This is a genomic window from Ruegeria sp. YTSC002 (genome assembly GCF_059609845.1).
The window spans coordinates 277,603-297,226 of sequence record NZ_JBXWML010000002.1; the positions used below are offsets into that span (position 1 = coordinate 277,603).

19 protein-coding genes are annotated in these 19,624 nt (G+C 59.5%); all 19 read left to right on the forward strand.

The window, feature by feature from the left end; all coding sequences use genetic code 11:
- Positions 1 to 4 precede the first annotated feature (4 nt).
- The gene (locus AC2FFD_RS06470; RefSeq protein ID WP_170345164.1) at positions 5 to 1,525 is read left to right on the forward strand and encodes a tripartite tricarboxylate transporter permease; all 1,521 of its coding nucleotides are present in this window, start codon (positions 5 to 7) and stop codon (positions 1,523 to 1,525) included.
- 5 nt (positions 1,526 to 1,530) lie between these two features.
- Positions 1,531 to 3,015 (forward strand): aldehyde dehydrogenase, encoded by a 1,485-nt coding sequence (locus tag AC2FFD_RS06475; RefSeq protein ID WP_496872560.1) that lies wholly within the window; start codon positions 1,531 to 1,533, stop codon positions 3,013 to 3,015.
- A 15-nt stretch (positions 3,016 to 3,030) separates the two neighbouring features.
- On the forward strand, positions 3,031 to 4,326 hold the full coding sequence (locus tag AC2FFD_RS06480; protein WP_496872562.1) for an aspartate aminotransferase family protein: 1,296 nt from the start codon (positions 3,031 to 3,033) through the stop codon (positions 4,324 to 4,326).
- Positions 4,323 to 5,264, forward strand: coding sequence for a homoserine kinase (locus AC2FFD_RS06485; protein WP_496872564.1), 942 nt, complete (start codon positions 4,323 to 4,325; stop codon positions 5,262 to 5,264). Before AC2FFD_RS06480 ends, AC2FFD_RS06485 begins: the two co-directional genes overlap by 4 nt.
- Positions 5,265 to 5,277: 13 nt before the next feature.
- Positions 5,278 to 6,513, forward strand: coding sequence for a Tm-1-like ATP-binding domain-containing protein (locus AC2FFD_RS06490; RefSeq protein WP_425079196.1), 1,236 nt, complete (start codon positions 5,278 to 5,280; stop codon positions 6,511 to 6,513).
- A 200-nt stretch (positions 6,514 to 6,713) separates the two neighbouring features.
- A complete protein-coding gene (locus tag AC2FFD_RS06495) occupies positions 6,714 to 6,914 on the forward strand; it encodes a hypothetical protein (RefSeq protein ID WP_425079195.1) in 201 nt (66 codons plus the stop codon).
- A gap of 28 nt (positions 6,915 to 6,942) precedes the next feature.
- A complete protein-coding gene (locus tag AC2FFD_RS06500; protein ID WP_170345158.1) occupies positions 6,943 to 7,743 on the forward strand; it encodes a transporter substrate-binding domain-containing protein in 801 nt (266 codons plus the stop codon).
- A 69-nt stretch (positions 7,744 to 7,812) separates the two neighbouring features.
- Positions 7,813 to 8,475 carry an amino acid ABC transporter permease gene (locus AC2FFD_RS06505; protein ID WP_170345157.1) on the forward strand — a complete coding sequence of 221 codons (663 nt, stop codon included), beginning with the start codon at positions 7,813 to 7,815 and terminating at the stop codon, positions 8,473 to 8,475.
- 11 nt (positions 8,476 to 8,486) lie between these two features.
- Positions 8,487 to 9,149: an amino acid ABC transporter permease gene (locus tag AC2FFD_RS06510; RefSeq protein ID WP_152460596.1), complete on the forward strand. Its 663-nt coding sequence runs from the start codon at positions 8,487 to 8,489 to the stop codon at positions 9,147 to 9,149.
- A complete protein-coding gene (locus AC2FFD_RS06515) occupies positions 9,146 to 9,868 on the forward strand; it encodes an amino acid ABC transporter ATP-binding protein (RefSeq protein WP_170345155.1) in 723 nt (240 codons plus the stop codon). Before AC2FFD_RS06510 ends, AC2FFD_RS06515 begins: the two co-directional genes overlap by 4 nt.
- A gap of 39 nt (positions 9,869 to 9,907) precedes the next feature.
- Positions 9,908 to 10,867: a dihydrodipicolinate synthase family protein gene (locus tag AC2FFD_RS06520; protein WP_170345154.1), complete on the forward strand. Its 960-nt coding sequence runs from the start codon at positions 9,908 to 9,910 to the stop codon at positions 10,865 to 10,867.
- A complete protein-coding gene (locus tag AC2FFD_RS06525; protein ID WP_480685067.1) occupies positions 10,858 to 11,790 on the forward strand; it encodes a 4-hydroxyproline epimerase in 933 nt (310 codons plus the stop codon). Before AC2FFD_RS06520 ends, AC2FFD_RS06525 begins: the two co-directional genes overlap by 10 nt.
- Before the next feature lie 66 nt (positions 11,791 to 11,856).
- Positions 11,857 to 13,107 (forward strand): NAD(P)/FAD-dependent oxidoreductase, encoded by a 1,251-nt coding sequence (locus AC2FFD_RS06530; RefSeq protein ID WP_425079191.1) that lies wholly within the window; start codon positions 11,857 to 11,859, stop codon positions 13,105 to 13,107.
- A 15-nt stretch (positions 13,108 to 13,122) separates the two neighbouring features.
- Positions 13,123 to 14,226 (forward strand): cis-3-hydroxy-L-proline dehydratase, encoded by a 1,104-nt coding sequence (locus tag AC2FFD_RS06535; RefSeq protein ID WP_425079190.1) that lies wholly within the window; start codon positions 13,123 to 13,125, stop codon positions 14,224 to 14,226.
- A gap of 7 nt (positions 14,227 to 14,233) precedes the next feature.
- The gene (locus AC2FFD_RS06540) at positions 14,234 to 15,259 is read left to right on the forward strand and encodes a trans-3-hydroxy-L-proline dehydratase (protein WP_425079189.1); all 1,026 of its coding nucleotides are present in this window, start codon (positions 14,234 to 14,236) and stop codon (positions 15,257 to 15,259) included.
- A gap of 189 nt (positions 15,260 to 15,448) precedes the next feature.
- Positions 15,449 to 16,129: a GntR family transcriptional regulator gene (locus AC2FFD_RS06545; RefSeq protein ID WP_170345149.1), complete on the forward strand. Its 681-nt coding sequence runs from the start codon at positions 15,449 to 15,451 to the stop codon at positions 16,127 to 16,129.
- 72 nt (positions 16,130 to 16,201) lie between these two features.
- The gene (locus tag AC2FFD_RS06550; protein ID WP_496872574.1) at positions 16,202 to 17,716 is read left to right on the forward strand and encodes an aldehyde dehydrogenase (NADP(+)); all 1,515 of its coding nucleotides are present in this window, start codon (positions 16,202 to 16,204) and stop codon (positions 17,714 to 17,716) included.
- 93 nt (positions 17,717 to 17,809) lie between these two features.
- Entirely contained in the window at positions 17,810 to 18,043 is a 234-nt protein-coding gene (locus AC2FFD_RS06555; RefSeq protein ID WP_496872576.1) for a malonyl-CoA decarboxylase domain-containing protein, read from the forward strand.
- A 5-nt stretch (positions 18,044 to 18,048) separates the two neighbouring features.
- On the forward strand, positions 18,049 to 19,563 hold the full coding sequence (locus AC2FFD_RS06560) for a malonate--CoA ligase (protein WP_496872577.1): 1,515 nt from the start codon (positions 18,049 to 18,051) through the stop codon (positions 19,561 to 19,563).
- Positions 19,564 to 19,624: the final 61 nt, after the last annotated feature.

Sequence of the window (19,624 nt, forward strand, 5' to 3'; positions counted from 1 at the left end):
CAAGATGGACAATCTGATTTCCGGCTTTGCAATTCTGGCGCAGTGGCAGGTCGTCGTCGCACTGATCATCGGGTCGGTGGGCGGCGTCATCATCGGTGCGTTGCCCGGCGTCGGCGCTGCTGTGGCAATTGCCATCCTGTTGCCCGCCACCTTCGCGTTCGAGCCCATCGTTGGCCTGACCCTTCTGTTGGGCATCTACGGGTCGTCCATGTATGGCGGCGCAATCCCCGCCATCCTGATCAACACGCCCGGTACCGCCGTCAACGCACTGACCACCTATGACGGCTATCCCATGACCAAGCGCGGCGAGGGCCACCGGGCCCTGTCACTGGCCTATTCGGCGTCGTTTTTCGGCGGCATCTTCTCGATTCTCTGTCTGATCATCCTGTCACCCGTGTTGGCCTGGGTTGCCCCGCATTTCGGCAGCCGCGAGATATTTCTGGCCGCACTCATGGGCATCCTTCTGGTGATCCTGGCCCATCGCGGGCAAACCTTTTCGGCCGCGATGCTGGCGTTCTTCGGCATCTTCCTCAGCACCGTCGGTCTGGAACCCGTCAAATACACCAAACGTTTCACCTTTGACCAAACCTGGCTTTCGTCAGGTGTCGATCTGATCGTGGTGGTTCTGGGGCTGTTCGCCATCAGTCAGGCGCTGCTGTTGCTGGTCGACAAGGAACACGCGCCGGGCGAGGCCCATGTGCGCGGCAGCATCTTCGCGGGCCTCAAAGAACTACTGGGCCTGAAACGCATCGCAACGGTGTCGTCATCGCTTGGTGTGCTCATGGGCATGGTACCGGGCACAGGAGAATTCACATCACAATTCCTGTCATACACATACGCCCAGAAAACCTCTGAAGACCCCGACAAGTTCGGCGATGGGTCACCAGAAGGTCTGGTGGCGTCCGAGGCGGCCAACAATGCCGTTCCCGGGGCTGCGATGATTCCACTGCTGGCGCTGGGTATTCCGGGCGAGGCGCTGACCGCGATGATGCTGTCCGTCTTCTATGTTCACAACGTGATCCCCGGGCCGCAGCTTTTCGCCGATCAGATGGATTTTGTCATGGCCCTGTACATGTCGCTGATCCTGCTCAATGTGATCGTTCTGGTCTTTCTTTTGTTCTCGACCAACCTGTTGCTGAAGATCATTCAGATCCCGACGCGCTTTCTGGGGATCATGATCCTGACGCTGTCCTTTGTCGGTGTATTCAGCCTGCGCAACTCAGTCACGGACTGTGCCATTGCCGCCGGGTTCGGTGTGTTCGGGCTGATCCTGAAGCGCCTGAACCTGCCCATAGTTCCGATCATTCTGGGCATGGTTCTGGGCGGGATCATGGAAGTCAAACTGCGCAGCGCCATGGCGCGGGTGAAGACGCCACTTGATTTCATCGACCGGCCGATTGCCGCAATACTATTCATCATGATCCTTGGGATCATTTTGCTCCACGTTCGCTCGCTGATCAAGGAACACAAGGAACGCATCACACCGCAGCCGGTTCTCGACGAAGACTCAACTCAGCAAGGATAACCCCCATGGACCAATCCTCGATTGATGCGCTGCGTGCGCAGGACATTGCTCCGCGCGGGCACTTCATAAACGGCCACGTTCAGGATGGCGAAACCGGGGCCCGGCATCAGGTTCTGTCTCCGATCAACGGCCAACCTCTGGCGCTGATTGCCGAGGGCACGCCGGCCGATGTCGACATGGCCGTGCGTGCGGCGCGCCTCGCGTTCGAGGATGGGCGATGGTCGCGCATGGCCCCTGCCGGCCGCAAGAAAGTGCTGCTGAAACTGGCCGACCTGATCGAAGCCCGCGCACTTGAACTGGCCGTGCTGGGCGTGCGCGACAACGGAACCGAGATCACCATGGCTTACAAGGCCGAGGCACTCTCGGCGGCGGCCACTTTCCGGTATTATGCCGAGGCGATCGACAAGATTTACGGACAAATCGCCCCGACAAGCGATGACGTCCTGGGTCTTGTGCATCATGCTCCGGTCGGGGTTGTCGGGGCCATCGTGCCCTGGAACTTTCCACTGATGATCGGCAGCTGGAAAATTGCACCGGCACTGGCCGCAGGCAATTCCGTCGTGCTGAAACCTGCCGAAAGCGCCTCACTCAGCCTGCTCAAGATTGCCGAGCTTGCTGCGGAAGCCGGAGTGCCCGATGGGGTGTTCAACGTCGTGACCGGGCGTGGCTCGGTCGTGGGTGAGGCGCTGGCCCTGTCGATGGATGTCGACATCATGGTGTTTACCGGGTCGGGCACGACCGGGCGGCGGCTGCTGGAGTATTCCGCGCGGTCGAACCTGAAACGCTGCTATCTGGAACTGGGGGGCAAGTCCCCGAACATCGTTTTTGCCGACGCCCCTGATCTGGCCGAAGCGGCCAAGGTTTCCGCCGCTGGCATCTTCCGCAACTCTGGTCAGGTCTGTGTCGCCGGTTCGCGCCTGCTGGTCCAGCACGAGATCTACGAAGACTTCGTGACCGAGATCAGCCGCCACGCCGAAGGCTTTCGCGTCGGCGACCCGCTGGATCTGAACAGCCAGATCGGTGCGGTCCACAGCCTGCCGGAACTTCAGGCCAATTTGGAATTCGTCACCAAGGCCGAAGCAGAAGGCGCCGAGCGCCGGACCGGCGGCACCCGCATCCTGACAGAGACCGGCGGCTATTACATGGCGCCGACCGTCATGGCCAACGTGAAAGAGACCGACACCCTGTTCCAGAACGAAGTCTTCGGCCCTGTTCTGGCCGTCACGCCCTTTGCGGACGAAGACGAAGCGATCCGCCTTGCCAATGCCACCGTTTATGGGCTGGCCGGTGGTGTCTGGACCTCGAACCTCGGCCGCGCGCATCGCATGGTCGCCGGCATTCGCGCCGGTGTTGTGCATGTCAATACATATGGCGGTGCCGACCTGACCGTTCCGCTGGGCGGGGTTCGCCAATCCGGCAACGGGCACGACAAATCGCTGCACGCGATCGAGAAATACTTCGATCTGAAAACCGCATGGATAAAACTCTGAGAAAAGGCCGCCCTCATGACTCTTCCAGCGAAATCAGTTGAACTCATTGAGCGCCGGGCCAAGCTATTGGGCCCTAACGTGTCGACATTCTACGACGAGCCGGTTCATTTCGTGAAAGGTGAAGGCGTCTGGCTGTGGGATGCAGACGGGCGCAAGTATCTGGACTGCTACAACAACGTGCCACATGTAGGGCATTGCAACCCGCGCGTGGTCGAGGCGATCTGCCGTCAGGCGCGCACGCTCAACACGCACACCCGGTATCTGCACGACGGGATTCTGGACTATGTGGAAAGACTGACCGGGACGACGGATGCAGCGCTGGATACGGCCATCCTCACCTGCACCGGTTCCGAGGCAAATGACATTGCTTTGCGAATGGCCGAGGCGATGACCGGAAAACGAGGGATCATTGCCACTGACGCCACCTATCACGGCAATACCGCGCTGGTCAGCCAGTTGAGCAGATCGAACATCCCGACAGTCGGCTTCGGGCTGAGCCGGTATTGCCGTTTTGTCAGCGCGCCCGACAGCTATCGCGATCCCGACCCGGACGGGTCAAAATTCGCCGATGCCGTGGCGGAACAGATTGCCGAGCACGAAAAGGCCGGCACCGGTTTTGCCGCATTGATCCTCTGCCCTTATTTTCTGAACGAGGGGTTTCCCGACAATCCGGACGGTTGGCTGGCACCCACGGCCAAGGTCGTACGCCATGCCGGCGGCCTGTTGATCTGCGACGAGGTGCAATCAGGCTTTGGCCGAACCGGGACCCATATGTGGGCACATCAGAAGATGGGCGTTGTGCCGGATGTCATGACCTTGGGCAAACCCATGGCCAACGGCCATCCGGTGGGCGGCGTGGTCACAGGTTCCGAGATCATTTCAGCGTTCCGCAGGGGATATCGGTACTTCAACACGTTTGGCGGAAACCCTGTTTCCTGTGCTGCCGCAATGGCGGTTTTGCAAGAGATCGAAGACCACAGCCTGGTCGCACATGCCAGATCCGTAGGCGACCACGCGCGGAAACGACTGAAGCTTTTGAAAGAAAAGTATACCGTCATCGGAGACATACGCGGCTCGGGGCTGATATTCGGGGCCGAAATGGTCCTTGATCGCGACAGCAAGGAACCCGCCAGTGAATTCACCGACCGTATCATCAACACCATGCGCCTGCGCGGGATCATTCACACCAAGCTTGGACGCCATAAGAATACTCTGAAAATTCGCCCTCCCATGCCATTCTCTGTCGAAAACGCGGATCTTCTTTTCGACACGCTGGACGACGTGTTGGCGGAAACGCCACTGGTCGCATGAAGCAGATCGTGGAACAGGCGCTGACCCTTTGGGAACTGGTCGATAGCGAATGGTCTCTCGTGGCTGCTCGGGAAAACCGCGTCTATCGCGTTCAGGCAGGCCAGACCGCCTATGCTCTGCGACTGCATCGCAAAGGGCTGCGAACCGATGCCGAACTCCGTTCAGAGCTACAATGGATGGCCGTTCTCGGCAAAAACGGGGTCCGGGTTCCAACGCCTGTCCCGGCCGCAGATGGACGCTATCTGCATCTGGTGGACGGCATTCAGGTCGACATGCTCAACTGGTTGCCGGGCCGGCCGTTGGGTGCGACCGGATCAGCCTTGGAGCAGCGCGACAGGACCGGCGTCTTCCACACAATTGGCCGGGAAATGGCGCGACTGCATGACATCAGTGACCAATGGACTCCTCCGCACGACTTCGCGCGTTGGTCATGGGACCGGGGCGGGCTGCTTGGAGACACCCCTCTCTGGGGGCGTTTCTGGGAAAACCCAACGCTTGGAAAAACGGACCGGGCCCTTTTCCTGACGTTCCGGGATATCGCAGATCGTGACCTTCGGCGCGTCGAAAATCAGTTGGATTACGGGCTGATCCACGCCGATCTTGTCCGCGAAAACGTCATGGTTGATGGTGACAAACTGTGGCTGATCGACTTCGACGATGCCGGGTTCGGTTTTCGCCTGTTTGATATCGCAACAACACTTCTCAAGAACCTGCACGAACCGGATTTCAACCGGCTGCGCGATGCTTTGCTGGCCGGGTATCGATCTGAACGACCGATCTGTACCCACCAACTCGACCTGTTCATGGCACTGCGCGCGGCAACCTATGTGGGATGGGTTGCATCCCGCCTGAACGAAGATGGATCGGACATACGCAATGTGCGGTTCATTGAAACCGCCCGAGGGTTGATGTCCCAATACCTTCAACAGCACACTTAGACAGGAGGCACCAATGGCCAAAAAGACAATCCTGCTGATTGGTACGTATGACACCAAAGAGCCCGAAATGCGGTTCATCGAAAAGGCAGTCAGAGCGCAGGGCGCTGACGTGCTGACCATGGATGTCTCGGTTCTGGGTGATGCGTCCGATCCGACTGATATCTCAAAGCACGACGTGGCCGCAGCCGGTGGCATGACCATTGAAGAAGTCATCGCGCAAGGAGACGAGAACAAGGCCTTTCGCATAATGTCGGCAGGTGCCGCAAAAACCGTTGCAAAGGCTTATTCAGAAGGTCGGTTTGACGGGATGCTGGCCACGGGCGGGACCATGGGCACGGACCTTGCGCTGGATTGTGCGCAGGCGCTGCCGATGGGCGTTCCCAAATACATCGTGTCAACGGTCAGCTTCTCGCCTCTGATCCCTCCGCACCGGTTGGCGCCGGATGTTCAGATGATCCTCTGGGCCGGCGGCCTGTATGGCATGAATTCGATCTGCAAATCGTCGCTCAGCCAGGCTGCCGGGGCCGTCGTGGGCGCAGCCAGGGCAGCGACCGCCCCCGATCGCAGCAAACCTCTGATCGGGATGACCAGCCTTGGTTCGTCCTGCCTGCGTTACATGAAAATTCTGAAACCGGCACTGGAAGACCGCGGGTTTGAAGTGGCTGTGTTCCACTCTACCGGCATGGGCGGCATGGCTTATGAAAAACTGGCGGGCGAAGGCGCGTTTGCCTGCGTGATGGACTTCTGCATGCAGGAATTCGGCAACCTGATGGCGGGTTCCGTTGTCTCCAGCGGCGATGACCGGGTCACCAATGCCGGGCGCGTTGGAACGCCCCAGATGGTGGCCCCCGGTGCGCTGGATCTATTGGATTTTGCGGGCTGGCAGGACATCCCCGAGCAATATGCCGATCGCCCGTTCCACGAACACAACCGCCTGATCAAAAGCTCGGTCTTCAACGGGGCTGAACGGCGCGCGTGGATTCGGGAACTCGCCAACCGTCTGGAAGCCGCAACCGGGCCCGTGCATTTCTTTTTGCCCGTTCAGGGTGTCGAAGCCTGGGACAGGGAAGGCGAAGAGGCGCATGATCCAGAGGCTCTGGCCGAAATGGTGGACGAGGCGCGCAAGGTCATGCCCGGCCGGGTGCCGATGACCGAGCTGGATGTTCACATCAACGACGCGGCTTTCTGTCAGGCTGTTCTGTCACGATTTGACACGTGGGTGGAAACCGGCGTCATCAGAACAGACTGAACGCCATTGGAAGGAGTGGGAAAGGGCAAAACAACCCTGCGCGTTGTCTGACAGCGAATTGTGGCACCTGGCCGGATTTGTGCGGGTCGGTTCCGTAAACCTCGGGCACCCAGTCTTCAGACGGACGGTTCCAGAACGTGTTGGTGTTGTCTTGGTCCATCCCGGCCCGGTGTAGGCTGCACCACGCGGACCGGGTCAGAATGACCGGTTCTTCTTGGGATGTTGCGCAAAAAGCGTTTCCCCTACGTTTTGATGATCGGCCTGCCCCCACCCCCAAGACGATCAATCAGCGAAGGGCGTTTCTTGAACATTTGATCCATCCGGAAGCCGGATACGGGCGCGTGTCGGTTGCCGATGGCAAGTTTTATGTGGATGTTGTATCCAATATCCGTTATTCGTGACCGCATCTTTTGATTCAGGGAGGATCACATGCTCAAGAAACTCGTCGCTTTGGCGGCCCTCACCACGTTCACAACAGGTCCTGCGATGGCGGACACGCTCGACGATGTCGTGGATCGCGGCACTCTTCGCTGTGGCGTTGTTCTGGACTTTCCGCCGATCGGGTATCGCGACGCCAACAACGAACCGGCGGGATTTGATGTGGAATACTGCAATGATCTGGCTGCGGCGCTTGAAGTTGAGGCGGAAATCCTGCCTTTGACCTGGGCCGAGCGCCTGCCGGTCATCGTAACCGGGCGCGCAGATGTCGTGTTCGGCGCGACCTCGGACAGCCTTGAACGGGCGCGGACCGTGGGCTTTACCATTCCTTATGCGATCTACTATGCGCAGGGCGTCGTGAACGCGGACAGCGGGATCGAAACCTTCGAAGACATCCGCGGTAAACGCGTCGCCGCCGCGATTGGCACCGTGCCGGAACAGGAATGGCTGAAGATTGCCGCCGAATGGGGTGAGGAAGGCAATTATCAGGGCTATCAGTCGGAAAACGAGGTGTTTCTGGCGGTCGCGCAGGGCAAGGCCGATATCGGCATCACCACCAACACCGCCGTTCTGCCGATCACCCAGCAATATGAAACCGTGCTGGCCGGTCCGCGTATGCCCTGGACCACCGACTACACCTCGGTCGTGGGCAAAAGACAGGACGTCACCTGGCTGAACTTCCTGAACCTGTTTGTCACGCATCAGGTGCGTTCGGGCCGGTATCAGGAACTGTGGGGCAAATATGTCGGAGGCGAAGCACCCGAGCTGCGCATCCCCGGCGTGATGTACTGATTTCACCCCCCAGTGCTCTTTCGTCGGGTTTCGGCCTGGCGAAAGAGCCGGTCAATTCGGAAAAAACCTGTGTTCGATTACAACTTCCACTGGCGACCGGTCATGAAAAGCCTGCCGGACTTGCTTGAGGCATCGCTACTGACCTTGCAAGTCGCGGTTCTGGCGATGATCCTGGGCATCATCATCGGCCTTTGTCTTGCGCTGACGCGGCTGCACCTGAAGGGGCCGCTGTACTGGTTCGCCTCAGCCTGGGTTGAACTGGCCCGAAACACGCCCGCCCTGTTTCAGCTGTTCTTTTTCGGCTTCGGGCTTGGCGCGTTCGGCCTGCACCTGTCGCCTTACTTCATCGTGCTGGTGGGTTTGACCTTCAATTGCGCCGGTTATCTGGCCGAAAACTTTCGCGGAGGTTTTCAGGCCGTTCCCGAGACGCAGTTGCGGGCCTCTCGTTCCTTGGGCATGACCGCGTGGCAGGCTTACACACGCGTGGTGATCCCGCAGGTGTTTCGCATCGTCTATCACCCGATCACCAATCAGATGGTCTGGGCCGTGCTCATGTCCTCGCTGGGCATGCTGGTCGGCTTCCGGGAACTGTCAGGTGAAACGCAGTTCTTTGCCTCGCGCACCTTCCGCATCTTCGAATACTTCGCCGTCACCGCGATCATCTACTACGTGATCGTCAAAATCATTCTCGGAGCCTCACGCCTGCTGGCGACCCGGCTCTTTCGCTACTGAAGGACGCTCGGATGGAACCCACTGTCAGCTTTTTCAGCGGCTTCACCATCAATGATCTGTGGTTTCTGGGCGAAGCGGCCCTGCGGACACTCTGGATTTCGGTTCTGTCGATATCCATCGGAACACTTCTTGGCGTGGTGTGCGGGTGGATCCTGTACGAGGGCAAGCTGGCCGCCGCCCTGACAGTGGCCCCGTTTCTGGATGTTTTCCGGTCCGTCCCGCTGATCATCCAACTGGTGCTGTTCTACAACTTTGCGCCCATTGTCGGGCTCAATCTGGACCCGTTCGCCTCGGGCGTGGTGATCCTGTCGATCTACACGGCCGCTTTGGTTGCAAATGTCGCGCGCGGCGGGATCGAGGCCGTCGGTGCGCCGATGCGCCGTGCGGCACGCAGCCTGGGCATGACCTATTGGCAGGACCTGCGCTATGTCGTCTTCCCAATCGGCGGACGCGCGGTGTTCCCCGCCTGGGTCGGTGTCGCACTGGGAGTGATGAAGGACAGCGCGTTGGTTTCGGTGCTGGGCTATGTCGAACTGCTCAAGGCCAGCCAGATCCTGATCACCCGCACGCAGGAACCTTTCCTGATCCTGACAATCGCGGGTGCGTTCTATTTCGCGCTCAGCTATCCGATTTCGCGCTATTCCGCGTCTCTTGAAAAAAGGTGGGCCCAATGATCGAAATTCGCGACCTGCACAAGTATTTCGGCGCGCTGCATGTGCTGAAAGGCATCGATCTGGATGTGCAGAAAGGAGAAGTCCTGTCGGTGATCGGCGCATCGGGCTCCGGCAAATCGACCCTGCTGTATTGCATCAACGGGCTGGAGCCGATCCAGCAAGGCTCGGTCAGGGTCGATGGCACCGATGTTCATGCCAAAGGCACCGACATCAACAAGCTGCGCACGAAGCTGGGGATGGTATTTCAGCAATGGAACAGCTTTCCCCATCTGACAGCGCTGGAAAACGTCGCACTCGCCCCCAAGATCGTCAAAGGACTGTCAAAATCAGAAGCCCGCGATATCGCCGCCCGCCAACTGACCCATGTTGGCCTGGGCGAAAAGCTGGGCGTCTACCCCTCGGCCCTTTCGGGTGGCCAGCAACAGCGTCTGGCCATCGCCCGCGCGCTGGCGATGGAACCGGAATACATGCTGTTTGATGAGGCGACGTCAGCGCTGGACCCCGAACTGGTGGGCGAGGTTCTCGACACGATGCGCCTATTGGCCGAAGAAGGGATGACCATGATCTGTGTCACGCACGAGATGGGTTTCGCACGCGATGTGTCGGACCGGGTTGCTTATTTCCATCAGGGCATGATGGAAGAGATCGGCCCGCCCGGGCAGATATTCGGTGATGCGCAATCCGAAAACACCCGTAAATTCCTGGCCAACGTGCGCTGAGTGCACCGGCCCCCTGAAACAACGAGGAAGATCACCTTCATGTCCAAGAATATCTTCACCGGCACCATGCCAGCCCTGATGACCCCCTGCAAAACCGACCGGACACCGGATTTCGATGCTCTGGTCAAAAAGGGCAAGGAAATGATCCAGGCAGGCATGTCGGCCGTGGTGTATTGCGGTTCGATGGGCGACTGGCCGTTGCTGTCGGATGCCGAACGCATGCAAGGTGTCGAACGCCTGATCGAGGCAGGCCTGCCCGTCGTCGTCGGCACCGGTGCGATAAACTCGAAATCTGCCGTGGCGCTGGCTGCACATGCGCAAAAGGTCGGAGCGGCAGGGCTTATGGTCATCCCACGTGTGCTGTCGCGCGGATCGTCCATCCCGGCACAGCGCAACCACTTCAAGGCAATCCTGTCAGCCGCGCCGGATATCCCGGCCATCATTTACAACAGCCCCGTTTACGGCTTCGCCACCCGCGCCGATTTGTTCCTGGAATTGCGTGCAGATCATCCGAACCTGGTTGGGTTCAAGGAATTCGGCGGCAAAAGCGACCTGCGCTACGCCGCGGAACACATCACCTCGAAAGATGATCAGGTGACACTGATGGTTGGTGTGGATACCGAGGTTTACCATGGCTTCGTCAACTGCGGCGCTACCGGATCTATTACCGGTATTGGTACTGCCTTGCCCAAAGAGGCACTGCTGCTGGCCGCCCTGTGCCAGAAAGCGGCGGCGGGCCATGCCGAAGCGCGCCTGCGCGCGCGCGAGCTTGAAGAAGCCTTTGGCGTGCTGGCCAGCTTTGACGAAGGCACCGATCTGGTGCTGTATTATAAGCACCTGCTGGTTCTGAACGGTGAAGAGGAATACCGCTTGCACTTCAACGAAACCGACGAACTGACGGATGCCCAGCGCAACTACTGCGAACAGCAATACAGACTGTTCCGCACATGGTTTGCCGACTGGTCCAGCCAGGGCGGAGTCATCGCTGAATGCATGTGATCGACAGCCATACCGGAGGCATGCCCACGCGGGTCATCCTGAACGGCGGCCCCGATCTGGGGTCGGGCCCGCTGGCCGAGCGCGCACAACGTCTGGCCACCGAGCACAAGGCTTTCTACAAATCGGTCCTTCTGGAGCCGCGAGGCCAACCCGGCATGGTCGGGGCGCTTCTGGTCGCCCCGGAAACGTCTGGCTGCGAAACCGGCGTGATTTATTTCGATGCCGACGCCGTTCTGGGCATGTGCGGTCACGGCACCATCGGCCTTGGGGTTACTCTGGCGCATCTGGGCCGGATCGGTCCGGGAACGCACAGGGTCGAAACGCCGGCCGGCGTCATCTCGGTTGAGCTGTTGGACGCCAATACGGTGCGCGTCACCAATATCGAAAGCCGCCGGGTCAGGGCTTCGGTGTCGGTTGAGGTCGAAGGCCATGGAAAAGTGACCGGCGATCTGGCCTATGGTGGTAACTGGTTCTTCATTGTCGATCCCAGTCCGATGGACGTGAATCCCGGCAACATCCGTGCCCTCACCGATCTGACCATTGCAATTCGCAAAGCCTGCACCGACCAGAATGTGCGTGGTGAAAACGGGGAACCGGTGGACCACGTGATCTTGCAGGACAAATCCCCGGACAAAGACGTTCACAGCCGGAATTTCGTCCTGTGCCCGGACGATCAATATGACCGATCCCCGTGCGGGACCGGCAGTTCGGCGCGTCTGGCCTGTCTGGCGGCGGATGGGGTTCTGGCTCCGGGGGTTGAGATCGTGCAGGAAAGCGTGATCGGCAGTTCCTACCGGCTGAGCTATCAGCCCGGCCCCAATGGCGGCGTCATTCCAACCCTGACCGGGCAGGCGCATATCATGGCCGAGGGCACATTGATTTTCGCGCAAAACGATCCGTTCCGCGGCGGGATCCTTCTTTGACAAAACCATCGGGGACCGGCGCAATCCGGCCCCCGGTACCGAACCACAGTTTGAAAAGATCTGGCCATGCTGCAAGACAACCCGACGGATATTGTTGTGATCGGTGCCGGTATCATTGGGATCAGCACGGCACTGGAATTGCAAAAGCGCGGCAAACAGGTTCTGGTTTTGGATCGCGAAGGCGTAGGAGCCGGTGCCTCGAAAGGGAATGCCGGAGCTTTTGCCTTTACCGATATCGTGCCGTTGGCCACCCCCGGGATCATGCGCAAAGCTCCGAAATGGCTGTTTGATCCATTGGGTCCGCTTTCAATCCCCCCCTCTTACGCTTTGAACATCGCACCGTGGATGCTGCGGTTCTGGCGGGCCAGTTGGCAGGATCGCTATGCTGCGGCCTTGTCTGCACAGGCTGCTTTGATGGATCACAGCCGCGCGGCGCTGGAACGCCAGATCGCGGATGTCGACGGCGAAGCGCTGATGCAACGCGAAGGCCAGTTGCAGTTGTTCGAAAGTGAAGGCGAATTCCGCGCCAGTCTGCCCACATGGGACATGCGCAAGGATCACGGCATCCCCTTTGATCTGCTGGACAGCCCCGACGCGATTGCGGACATCCAGCCCGGGCTTGACCGACGATTTACCCATGCGGGTTTTACGCCCACCTGGATGAACACGGTCGATCCGGCCAGCTGGGCAAGACACTTGGCCACCCGGTTCACCGCCCGCGGCGGTCAGGTTGAAATCGCGGCAATCAACGCGCTCACACCGATGGATTCAGCCGTTCGCCTGACGACTTCGATCGGTGAAATTGAAGCAAGACAGGTGATCGTGGCCGCCGGGGCCTGGTCTCATCACCTGGCGAAAACCCTGGGTGATCGCATCCCTCTGGAAACCGAGCGCGGATACAACACCACCCTGCCCGAAGGGGCCTTTGACCTGCGCACCCATCTGACATTCGGGGGACATGGGTTCGTGGTGACTCGGATCAACGGCGGCGTGCGCATCGGAGGCGCGGTCGAGTTGGGCGGGCTGGAACTGCCACCCAATTACAAACGCGCCGACACGTTGCTGGCAAAGGCGGGTCGCTTCATGCCTGGCCTGAATTTGGAAGGCGGCACGCAATGGATGGGCTTCCGGCCATCGCTTCCCGACAGTTTGCCGGTGATCGACCGCTCGGCCCGTGCGTCACAGGTGTTCTACGCCTTCGGACATGGCCATCTGGGCTTGACGCAATCCGCAGGCACGGCGGAACTGGTCGCGGATCTGGTCACGAACGCCAAGCCCGCGCTCGACATGAAGCCTTACGCATCCACACGCTTCTGATCAGGAGAACACCTCATGAAAATCACCGCACTGAACGTATATCAGGTGGATCTTCCGCTGAAGGAAGGCCGCTACAGCTGGTCCAATGGCAACTATGTCGAAGTCTTCGACAGCACCGTTCTCGAGATCATCACGGATGAAGGTCTGAAGGGGTATGCCGAATGCTGCCCGCTGGGATCAGCTTATCTTCCGTCCTTCGCCCTTGGCGTCAGGGCCGGGCTGGCCGAATTGTCGCCACATCTGATCGGGCAGGATCCGCTGAATATCGGCCAGATCAATCGCACCATGGATGCTGCCCTGCGTGGCCACCCCTATGCCAAGGCGCCTGTCGATATCGCCTGCTGGGATCTGCTGGGCAAGGCGACCGGGCAACCCCTTTACACCCTGTTGGGCGGCGCGGCACAAAAGGACGTGGTGCTGTATCGCGCGATCAGCCAGGAAGCGCCGGACATCATGGCGCAAAAGATCGAAGGCTATGCGGCCGAAGGCTACACGAAGTTCCAACTCAAGGTGGGCGGTGAAGCCAATGACGACATCGACCGCATTCATGCCACCCGCGCAGTTCTGAAAAAGACCGACCTGCTGGTGGCAGATGCCAACACCGGCTGGACCCGGCACGAGGCCGCCCGTGTCGTGGGCGCGGTCTCGGGTCTGGATGTCTATGTGGAACAACCCTGTTTGACCTATGAGGAATGCGTGTCGATCCGCCGCCGCACCGCGCTGCCCTTCGTGATGGATGAGGTCATCGACACGCCCAACACATTGGTCCGCGGCATCGCCGATGACGCCATGGACGTGATCAATCTGAAAATCTCCAAGGTAGGAGGTCTGACCAAGGCAAAACTGATGCGGGATCTGTGCGTGGCGCACGGTATTCCCATGACCATCGAGGACACATGGGGCGGCGACATCACCACAGCCACCATCGCCCATCTGGCACGGTCAACACCGTCCGAGTTCACGTTCTCGGCCACCGATTTCAATTCCTATGGTACCGTGGACATCGCCGAAGGCGCACCGAAGCGTATCAATGGCCGGATGACCGCAGCAGATCGTCCCGGTCTGGGCGTGACACCGATCTTCGACGCGCTGGGTGCTCCTGTCGCGCAGTACGGCTGAGGTAAGCATGCGCAGCAGCAAAACCATACATGTGATCTCGGCCCATGCCGAAGGTGAGGTTGGAGATGTCATCGTCGGAGGTGTCGCCCCACCGCCGGGCGACACTCTCTGGGATCAGCGAAGCTTCATTGCGCAGGACCAGACACTGCGCAACTTTGTTCTCAATGAGCCGCGCGGCGGTGTGTTCCGGCATGTCAACCTTCTGGTTCCGCCAAAACACCCCGAGGCGGACGCCGCCTGGATCATCATGGAACCCGAAGACACGCCGCCCATGTCGGGGTCCAACTCGATCTGTGTCTCAACCGTGTTGCTGGATGGCGGGATCATTCCAATGAAAGAGCCGGAAACCCATATGGTGCTGGAGGCACCGGGTGGGCTGGTCCGGGTACGTGCGGAATGCCGCGATGGCAAGGCGCGGCGCATCTTCGTCCAGAACCTGCCCAGCTTTGCCGACAAGCTGTCGGTCCCGCTCGAGGTATCCGGACTGGGCACGATCACGGTAGATACCGCTTATGGCGGCGACAGCTTCGTGGTCGTCGATGCGCAGACGCTTGGGTTTGCAATCGTCGATAATGAGGCCCGCGACATAGCCCGGTTGGGAGTAAAGATCACAAACGCCGCCAATGAACAGCTAGGGTTCTCTCATCCCGAGAACCCGGACTGGGATCATATATCGTTCTGCGCCTTTTGCGGCCCGCTGAGCGAGACGGAAACCGGTCTAAGCGGCAAGTCCGCCGTGGCGATCCAGCCGGGTAAGGTTGACCGTTCACCAACGGGTACCGCGGTGTCTGCCCGCATGGCGCTGATGGCGGCCAAGGGGGTGATGAAACCCGGCCAGACCTTCGACGCGGTTTCGATCATCGGATCACGATTTACCGGTCGGATCATTCGCACTGTGCAGATAGGTGGCCGCCCGGCAATCGTTCCTGAAATCAGCGGTCGCGGTTGGATCACCGGAATACATCAGCACATGCTGGACCCTGACGACCCGTGGCCCGGTGGGTATCGCCTGTCTGATACTTGGGGTGTTTGATGTCGGGAAACACATTATTCAGAGACGGAAAAGTCTGAAGATACGCGGGCTGGTTACGGATTCATAAGCAGATTCAGGCTTTTCCAGATCTCGGGCATGGGTCGAACATGGGTCGAAATCCAAGTTCGGCTTGGAAAAGTCGATGATTACGGGTAATTGTATCCAAAAAACCGTGGCGGGATATTGGACATGGCAGGGAAACGCGCGATCACGAAACAAAGCCTACCGGACGTTATCGCAAATGATCTGCGTGAACGTATCCTGAGCGGCGAACTTGCCGAAGGTGAGACGATCCGGCAGGAAGCTCTGGCCGAGGAATATGATGTCTCGCGCATGCCGATCCGCGAGGCGCTGAAGCGCCTGAATGCCGAAGGTCTGGTGCAATGGGCCAACAATCGCGGCGGCTCGGTGACCAAGCACTCCCTCGACGAAATCGGTGAAATTTTCGATCTTCGCATCCTGATCGAAGTGGATCTGTTTCGCCGGGCCATCCCGAATATGGGCCCGAGGGAATTTGCGCGTTGCGACGAGATTCTCAGGCAGATGGAAGCGTCATATGACGAAAATGACGTCGGCAAGTGGGGGATATTGAACTATCAATATCACTCGGCGCTTTATGCGGCGTCACAGCGGAAGCTGACCAATGAATTGCTGGACCGCGTCAACCTGCAATCGGATCGTTATGTAAGGATGCACCTGAGCGTGATGAAACAGCGCGAACCCGCAAAAAAGGAACATCGTGATCTGTTGCGGCTGGCGCAGGAAGGCAATGTGGACAAAGCCTGCGAGGTCTTGACGCAGCATATTCGCCGGACCAAGGAACAGCTTCTGGAAATGATCGCCTCGAAGCGCGGGACAGACGAACCCTAGGGCGGTCTTGCATGTCCCGTTATTTTGGATACATTATCCATAAATCTAAGCGTCCCGAAATACGAGGCCCAAATGACCTTTACTCCGCATGGCAAGCATCTGATCGCCGGCAACTGGCTTGCTGGTGACGATTTCTTTGCGTCACAACCCGCACATGGGCCATCGCATGACTTTTCGAAAGGTCGGATTTCAGACGTCGACGCCGCTGCGCAGGCCGCGGAAGAGGCGTTTTGGAGTTATGGTTATTCCTCTCGGGAAGAACGCGCCGCCTTTCTGAACGCCATTGCCGACGAGATCGAAGCGCGCGCCGATGCAATCACCGAGATTGGCACTCAGGAAACCGGCCTGCCCGAGGCTCGGCTGCAAGGTGAGCGGGGCCGCACGTCGGGGCAGCTGAGGCTGTTCGCAACGCATATCCTCAGCGGCGATTATCTGGACCGGCGCCACGACAGCGCGCTGCCGAACCGTGCGCCCCTGCCCCGGCCCGATCTGAAGATGATCCAGCGCCCGATCGGCCCGGTCGCGGTGTTCGGCGCATCAAATTTCCCGCTGGCATTTTCCACCGCCGGGGGGGACACCGCCGCCGCATTGGCTGCCGGCTGCCCGGTTGTCGTCAAAGGCCACGGCGCCCACCCGGGCACCGGCGAAATCATCGCCGAAGCAATCCTCGCAGCCACCCGCCGGTGCAACATTCATCCCGGTGTTTTCAGCCTGATCCAGGACGGCGGCCCGGCTGTGGGTTCAGCCTTGGTGCAACACCCTCTGATCAAGGCGGTCGGGTTCACCGGATCGCTTGCGGGCGGTCGCGCCCTGTTCGATCTGTGCGCCGCACGCCCCGAACCGATTCCGTTTTTTGGTGAGCTTGGATCGGTCAACCCCATGTTCATTCTGGATGCGGCACTGGCAAACCGGGGTGAAGACATCGCCAAAGGCTGGGCCGGCTCGCTGACGATGGGCGCAGGTCAGTTCTGCACCAACCCGGGCGTCGTCGTGATGGCGGCAGGTGAAGCAACGGACCGTTTCGCCGAGATCGCACAGGCCGCATTGACCGAAGTACCGGCGCAGACCATGCTGACCGACGGCATCGCCGACGCCTATCGCAACGGTCAGGCCCGTGTTGCTGAAACCGCTGGCGTTCACGAGGTTCTGGCTTCGACATGCGATCAGCGCGATGCGACCCCCTTCCTTTACCAAACAAGCGCCGCGACATGGCTGGCCAACGAAACCCTCGCGGAAGAGGTGTTTGGCCCGCTGGGCATTATCGTTACCGCCGAGACACCCGACGAAATGCGCGACGTCGCGCGCGGATTGCACGGGCAGCTGACCTGCACCCTGCATATGGACGAGGAAGACATGGGCATGGCGCGGTCCCTGCTGCCGATCCTTGAACGCAAAGCCGGACGCGTATTGGCCAACGGCTTCCCCACGGGGGTCGAGGTATGTGACAGCATGGTCCATGGCGGCCCCTACCCGGCTTCGACCAATTTCGGCGCCACATCCGTGGGCACATTGTCGATCCGACGTTTCCTGCGTCCTGTCTGCTATCAGAACCTGCCGGATGCCTTGCTGCCGGAACACTTCTCATAGGGAAATCAGTCGACACCCGCCGATACTCTGAAAGCACGATGCGCAGCAGGGTGTCGGCGGTTGTAACTGCCAAGCGACAGGGGACGGAGGCACATGCCCCCGGATCCAATTGCACAGTTTCATTTGGGTAACAGTGCTATTGATCAATCGGTTCATGGCAACGCAATCACGGCCCGATCCGTTGGCACCATGGTCAACTACCTGTATGAATTGACCCGTGTTGCCCAATACCACGAACAATTCGCCAATACCCATGAGATGATCGCCTCATTCGAGATCCATTTCCTCGCTGCATCCACCTCTCTCTCCATACTTCAAGAAAGGTAAACCTGATGGCCAACCCCCTCTATGACGGCCTGTTCGGCATTCATGCTGGCAAAGGCACACCTTTTTTGCGGCTGCTGGACGGGACAACGATTTCCCATCAGGACTTTCTCGGCAAAGCGGCGCAGATTGCACATGTGGCCAAGCATCTGGGCCTGAACCCCGGTGATCGCGTTGCGGCGCAGGTTGAGAAGTCACCCGAGGCGCTGGCGCTTTATGCTGCCTGCGCCCAGGCCGGTCTGGTGTTCCTGCCCCTGAATACCGCCTACACGGTCGATGAATTGACCTATTTCATTGACAACAGCGGGGCCGCGCTGATTATCTGCGACACCGAAAGTGAGGAAAAACTCACCCCTGTCGGCGCGCAGCTGGGCGCCCGGGTAGAGACGCTGAACGCGGATGGCAGCGGGTCTCTGACAGATCTGGCCGCGACCATGCCGACACGTTTCGAAACCGTCCCCCGCGATGGCGAGGACCTGGCTGCGTTCCTCTATACATCGGGAACCACAGGCCGGTCCAAGGGGGCCATGCTGACCCAGAACAATCTGCTGTCGAATGCCCGGACACTGGTCAGGGAATGGCGCTTCACCTCGCAGGATGTACTGCTGCATGCCCTGCCGATCTTCCACACCCACGGGCTGTTCGTCGCGACCAATATCATGCTGGCCGCGGGTGGATGCATGATCTGGCTGCCCAAGTTCGATCTGGACCAGATCATCGACAATTTGCCTTGTGCCACGTCGATGATGGGCGTCCCAACCTTCTATACGCGCCTGTTGGACGACCCGCGTTTTACCAGGGAACTGGCCACCCATATGCGCCTGTTCGTATCGGGATCGGCACCGCTGCGGGCGGAAACCCATGTGCAGTTCGAAAAACGAACGGGGCATCGCATCCTTGAACGCTATGGCATGACTGAAACCAACATGAACACGTCAAACCCGTATGACGGCGAGCGGCGCGCCGGAACGGTCGGGCACCCGCTGCCCGGGGTCGAACTGAAGATCTGTGATTCAGACGGCAATACCCTGCCTGCGGGCGAGATCGGCACAATTGAAGTGCGCGGGCCCAACGTCTTCAAAGGGTATTGGCAGATGCCTGAAAAAACCGCTGCCGAACTGCGCGACAACGGCTTTTTCATCACCGGTGATCTGGGCCGCATCGACGAGGATGGCTACGTCCATATCGTTGGTCGCAACAAGGATCTGATCATCTCGGGCGGTTACAACATCTACCCAAAAGAGATCGAGCTGGTTCTCGATGATCAACCCGGTGTTCTGGAAAGCGCCGTGATCGGCGTGCCGCATCCCGATTTCGGTGAAACGGTTGTTGGTGTCATCGTGGCAGAGCCCGGCCAGACCCCTGATCCGGATGCGATAACGGGCGCGGTCCACGAAAGTCTGGCCCGGTTCAAGCATCCGCGCAAGCTGATCGTTCTGGATGAGCTGCCCCGCAACACGATGGGCAAGGTTCAAAAGAACATTCTGCGTGACCGATACAAAGACCTCTTCATGACCGTATGAGTGGGTCTCGGCACAGCGGGGATCAGCGGATGCAGCCCCTGAAAAGAAAACCAGGCGAGGG

Coding starts and splice junctions, on each gene's coding strand:
- AC2FFD_RS06470 (WP_170345164.1), top strand. CDS start 5: ATGGACAATCTGATTTCCGGCTTTGCAATTCTGGCGCAGTGGCAGGTC.
- AC2FFD_RS06475 (WP_496872560.1), top strand. CDS start 1,531: ATGGACCAATCCTCGATTGATGCGCTGCGTGCGCAGGACATTGCTCCG.
- AC2FFD_RS06480 (WP_496872562.1), top strand. CDS start 3,031: ATGACTCTTCCAGCGAAATCAGTTGAACTCATTGAGCGCCGGGCCAAG.
- AC2FFD_RS06485 (WP_496872564.1), top strand. CDS start 4,323: ATGAAGCAGATCGTGGAACAGGCGCTGACCCTTTGGGAACTGGTCGAT.
- AC2FFD_RS06490 (WP_425079196.1), top strand. CDS start 5,278: ATGGCCAAAAAGACAATCCTGCTGATTGGTACGTATGACACCAAAGAG.
- AC2FFD_RS06495 (WP_425079195.1), top strand. CDS start 6,714: ATGACCGGTTCTTCTTGGGATGTTGCGCAAAAAGCGTTTCCCCTACGT.
- AC2FFD_RS06500 (WP_170345158.1), top strand. CDS start 6,943: ATGCTCAAGAAACTCGTCGCTTTGGCGGCCCTCACCACGTTCACAACA.
- AC2FFD_RS06510 (WP_152460596.1), top strand. CDS start 8,487: ATGGAACCCACTGTCAGCTTTTTCAGCGGCTTCACCATCAATGATCTG.
- AC2FFD_RS06515 (WP_170345155.1), top strand. CDS start 9,146: ATGATCGAAATTCGCGACCTGCACAAGTATTTCGGCGCGCTGCATGTG.
- AC2FFD_RS06520 (WP_170345154.1), top strand. CDS start 9,908: ATGTCCAAGAATATCTTCACCGGCACCATGCCAGCCCTGATGACCCCC.
- AC2FFD_RS06525 (WP_480685067.1), top strand. CDS start 10,858: ATGCATGTGATCGACAGCCATACCGGAGGCATGCCCACGCGGGTCATC.
- AC2FFD_RS06530 (WP_425079191.1), top strand. CDS start 11,857: ATGCTGCAAGACAACCCGACGGATATTGTTGTGATCGGTGCCGGTATC.
- AC2FFD_RS06535 (WP_425079190.1), top strand. CDS start 13,123: ATGAAAATCACCGCACTGAACGTATATCAGGTGGATCTTCCGCTGAAG.
- AC2FFD_RS06540 (WP_425079189.1), top strand. CDS start 14,234: ATGCGCAGCAGCAAAACCATACATGTGATCTCGGCCCATGCCGAAGGT.
- AC2FFD_RS06545 (WP_170345149.1), top strand. CDS start 15,449: ATGGCAGGGAAACGCGCGATCACGAAACAAAGCCTACCGGACGTTATC.
- AC2FFD_RS06550 (WP_496872574.1), top strand. CDS start 16,202: ATGACCTTTACTCCGCATGGCAAGCATCTGATCGCCGGCAACTGGCTT.
- AC2FFD_RS06555 (WP_496872576.1), top strand. CDS start 17,810: ATGCCCCCGGATCCAATTGCACAGTTTCATTTGGGTAACAGTGCTATT.
- AC2FFD_RS06560 (WP_496872577.1), top strand. CDS start 18,049: ATGGCCAACCCCCTCTATGACGGCCTGTTCGGCATTCATGCTGGCAAA.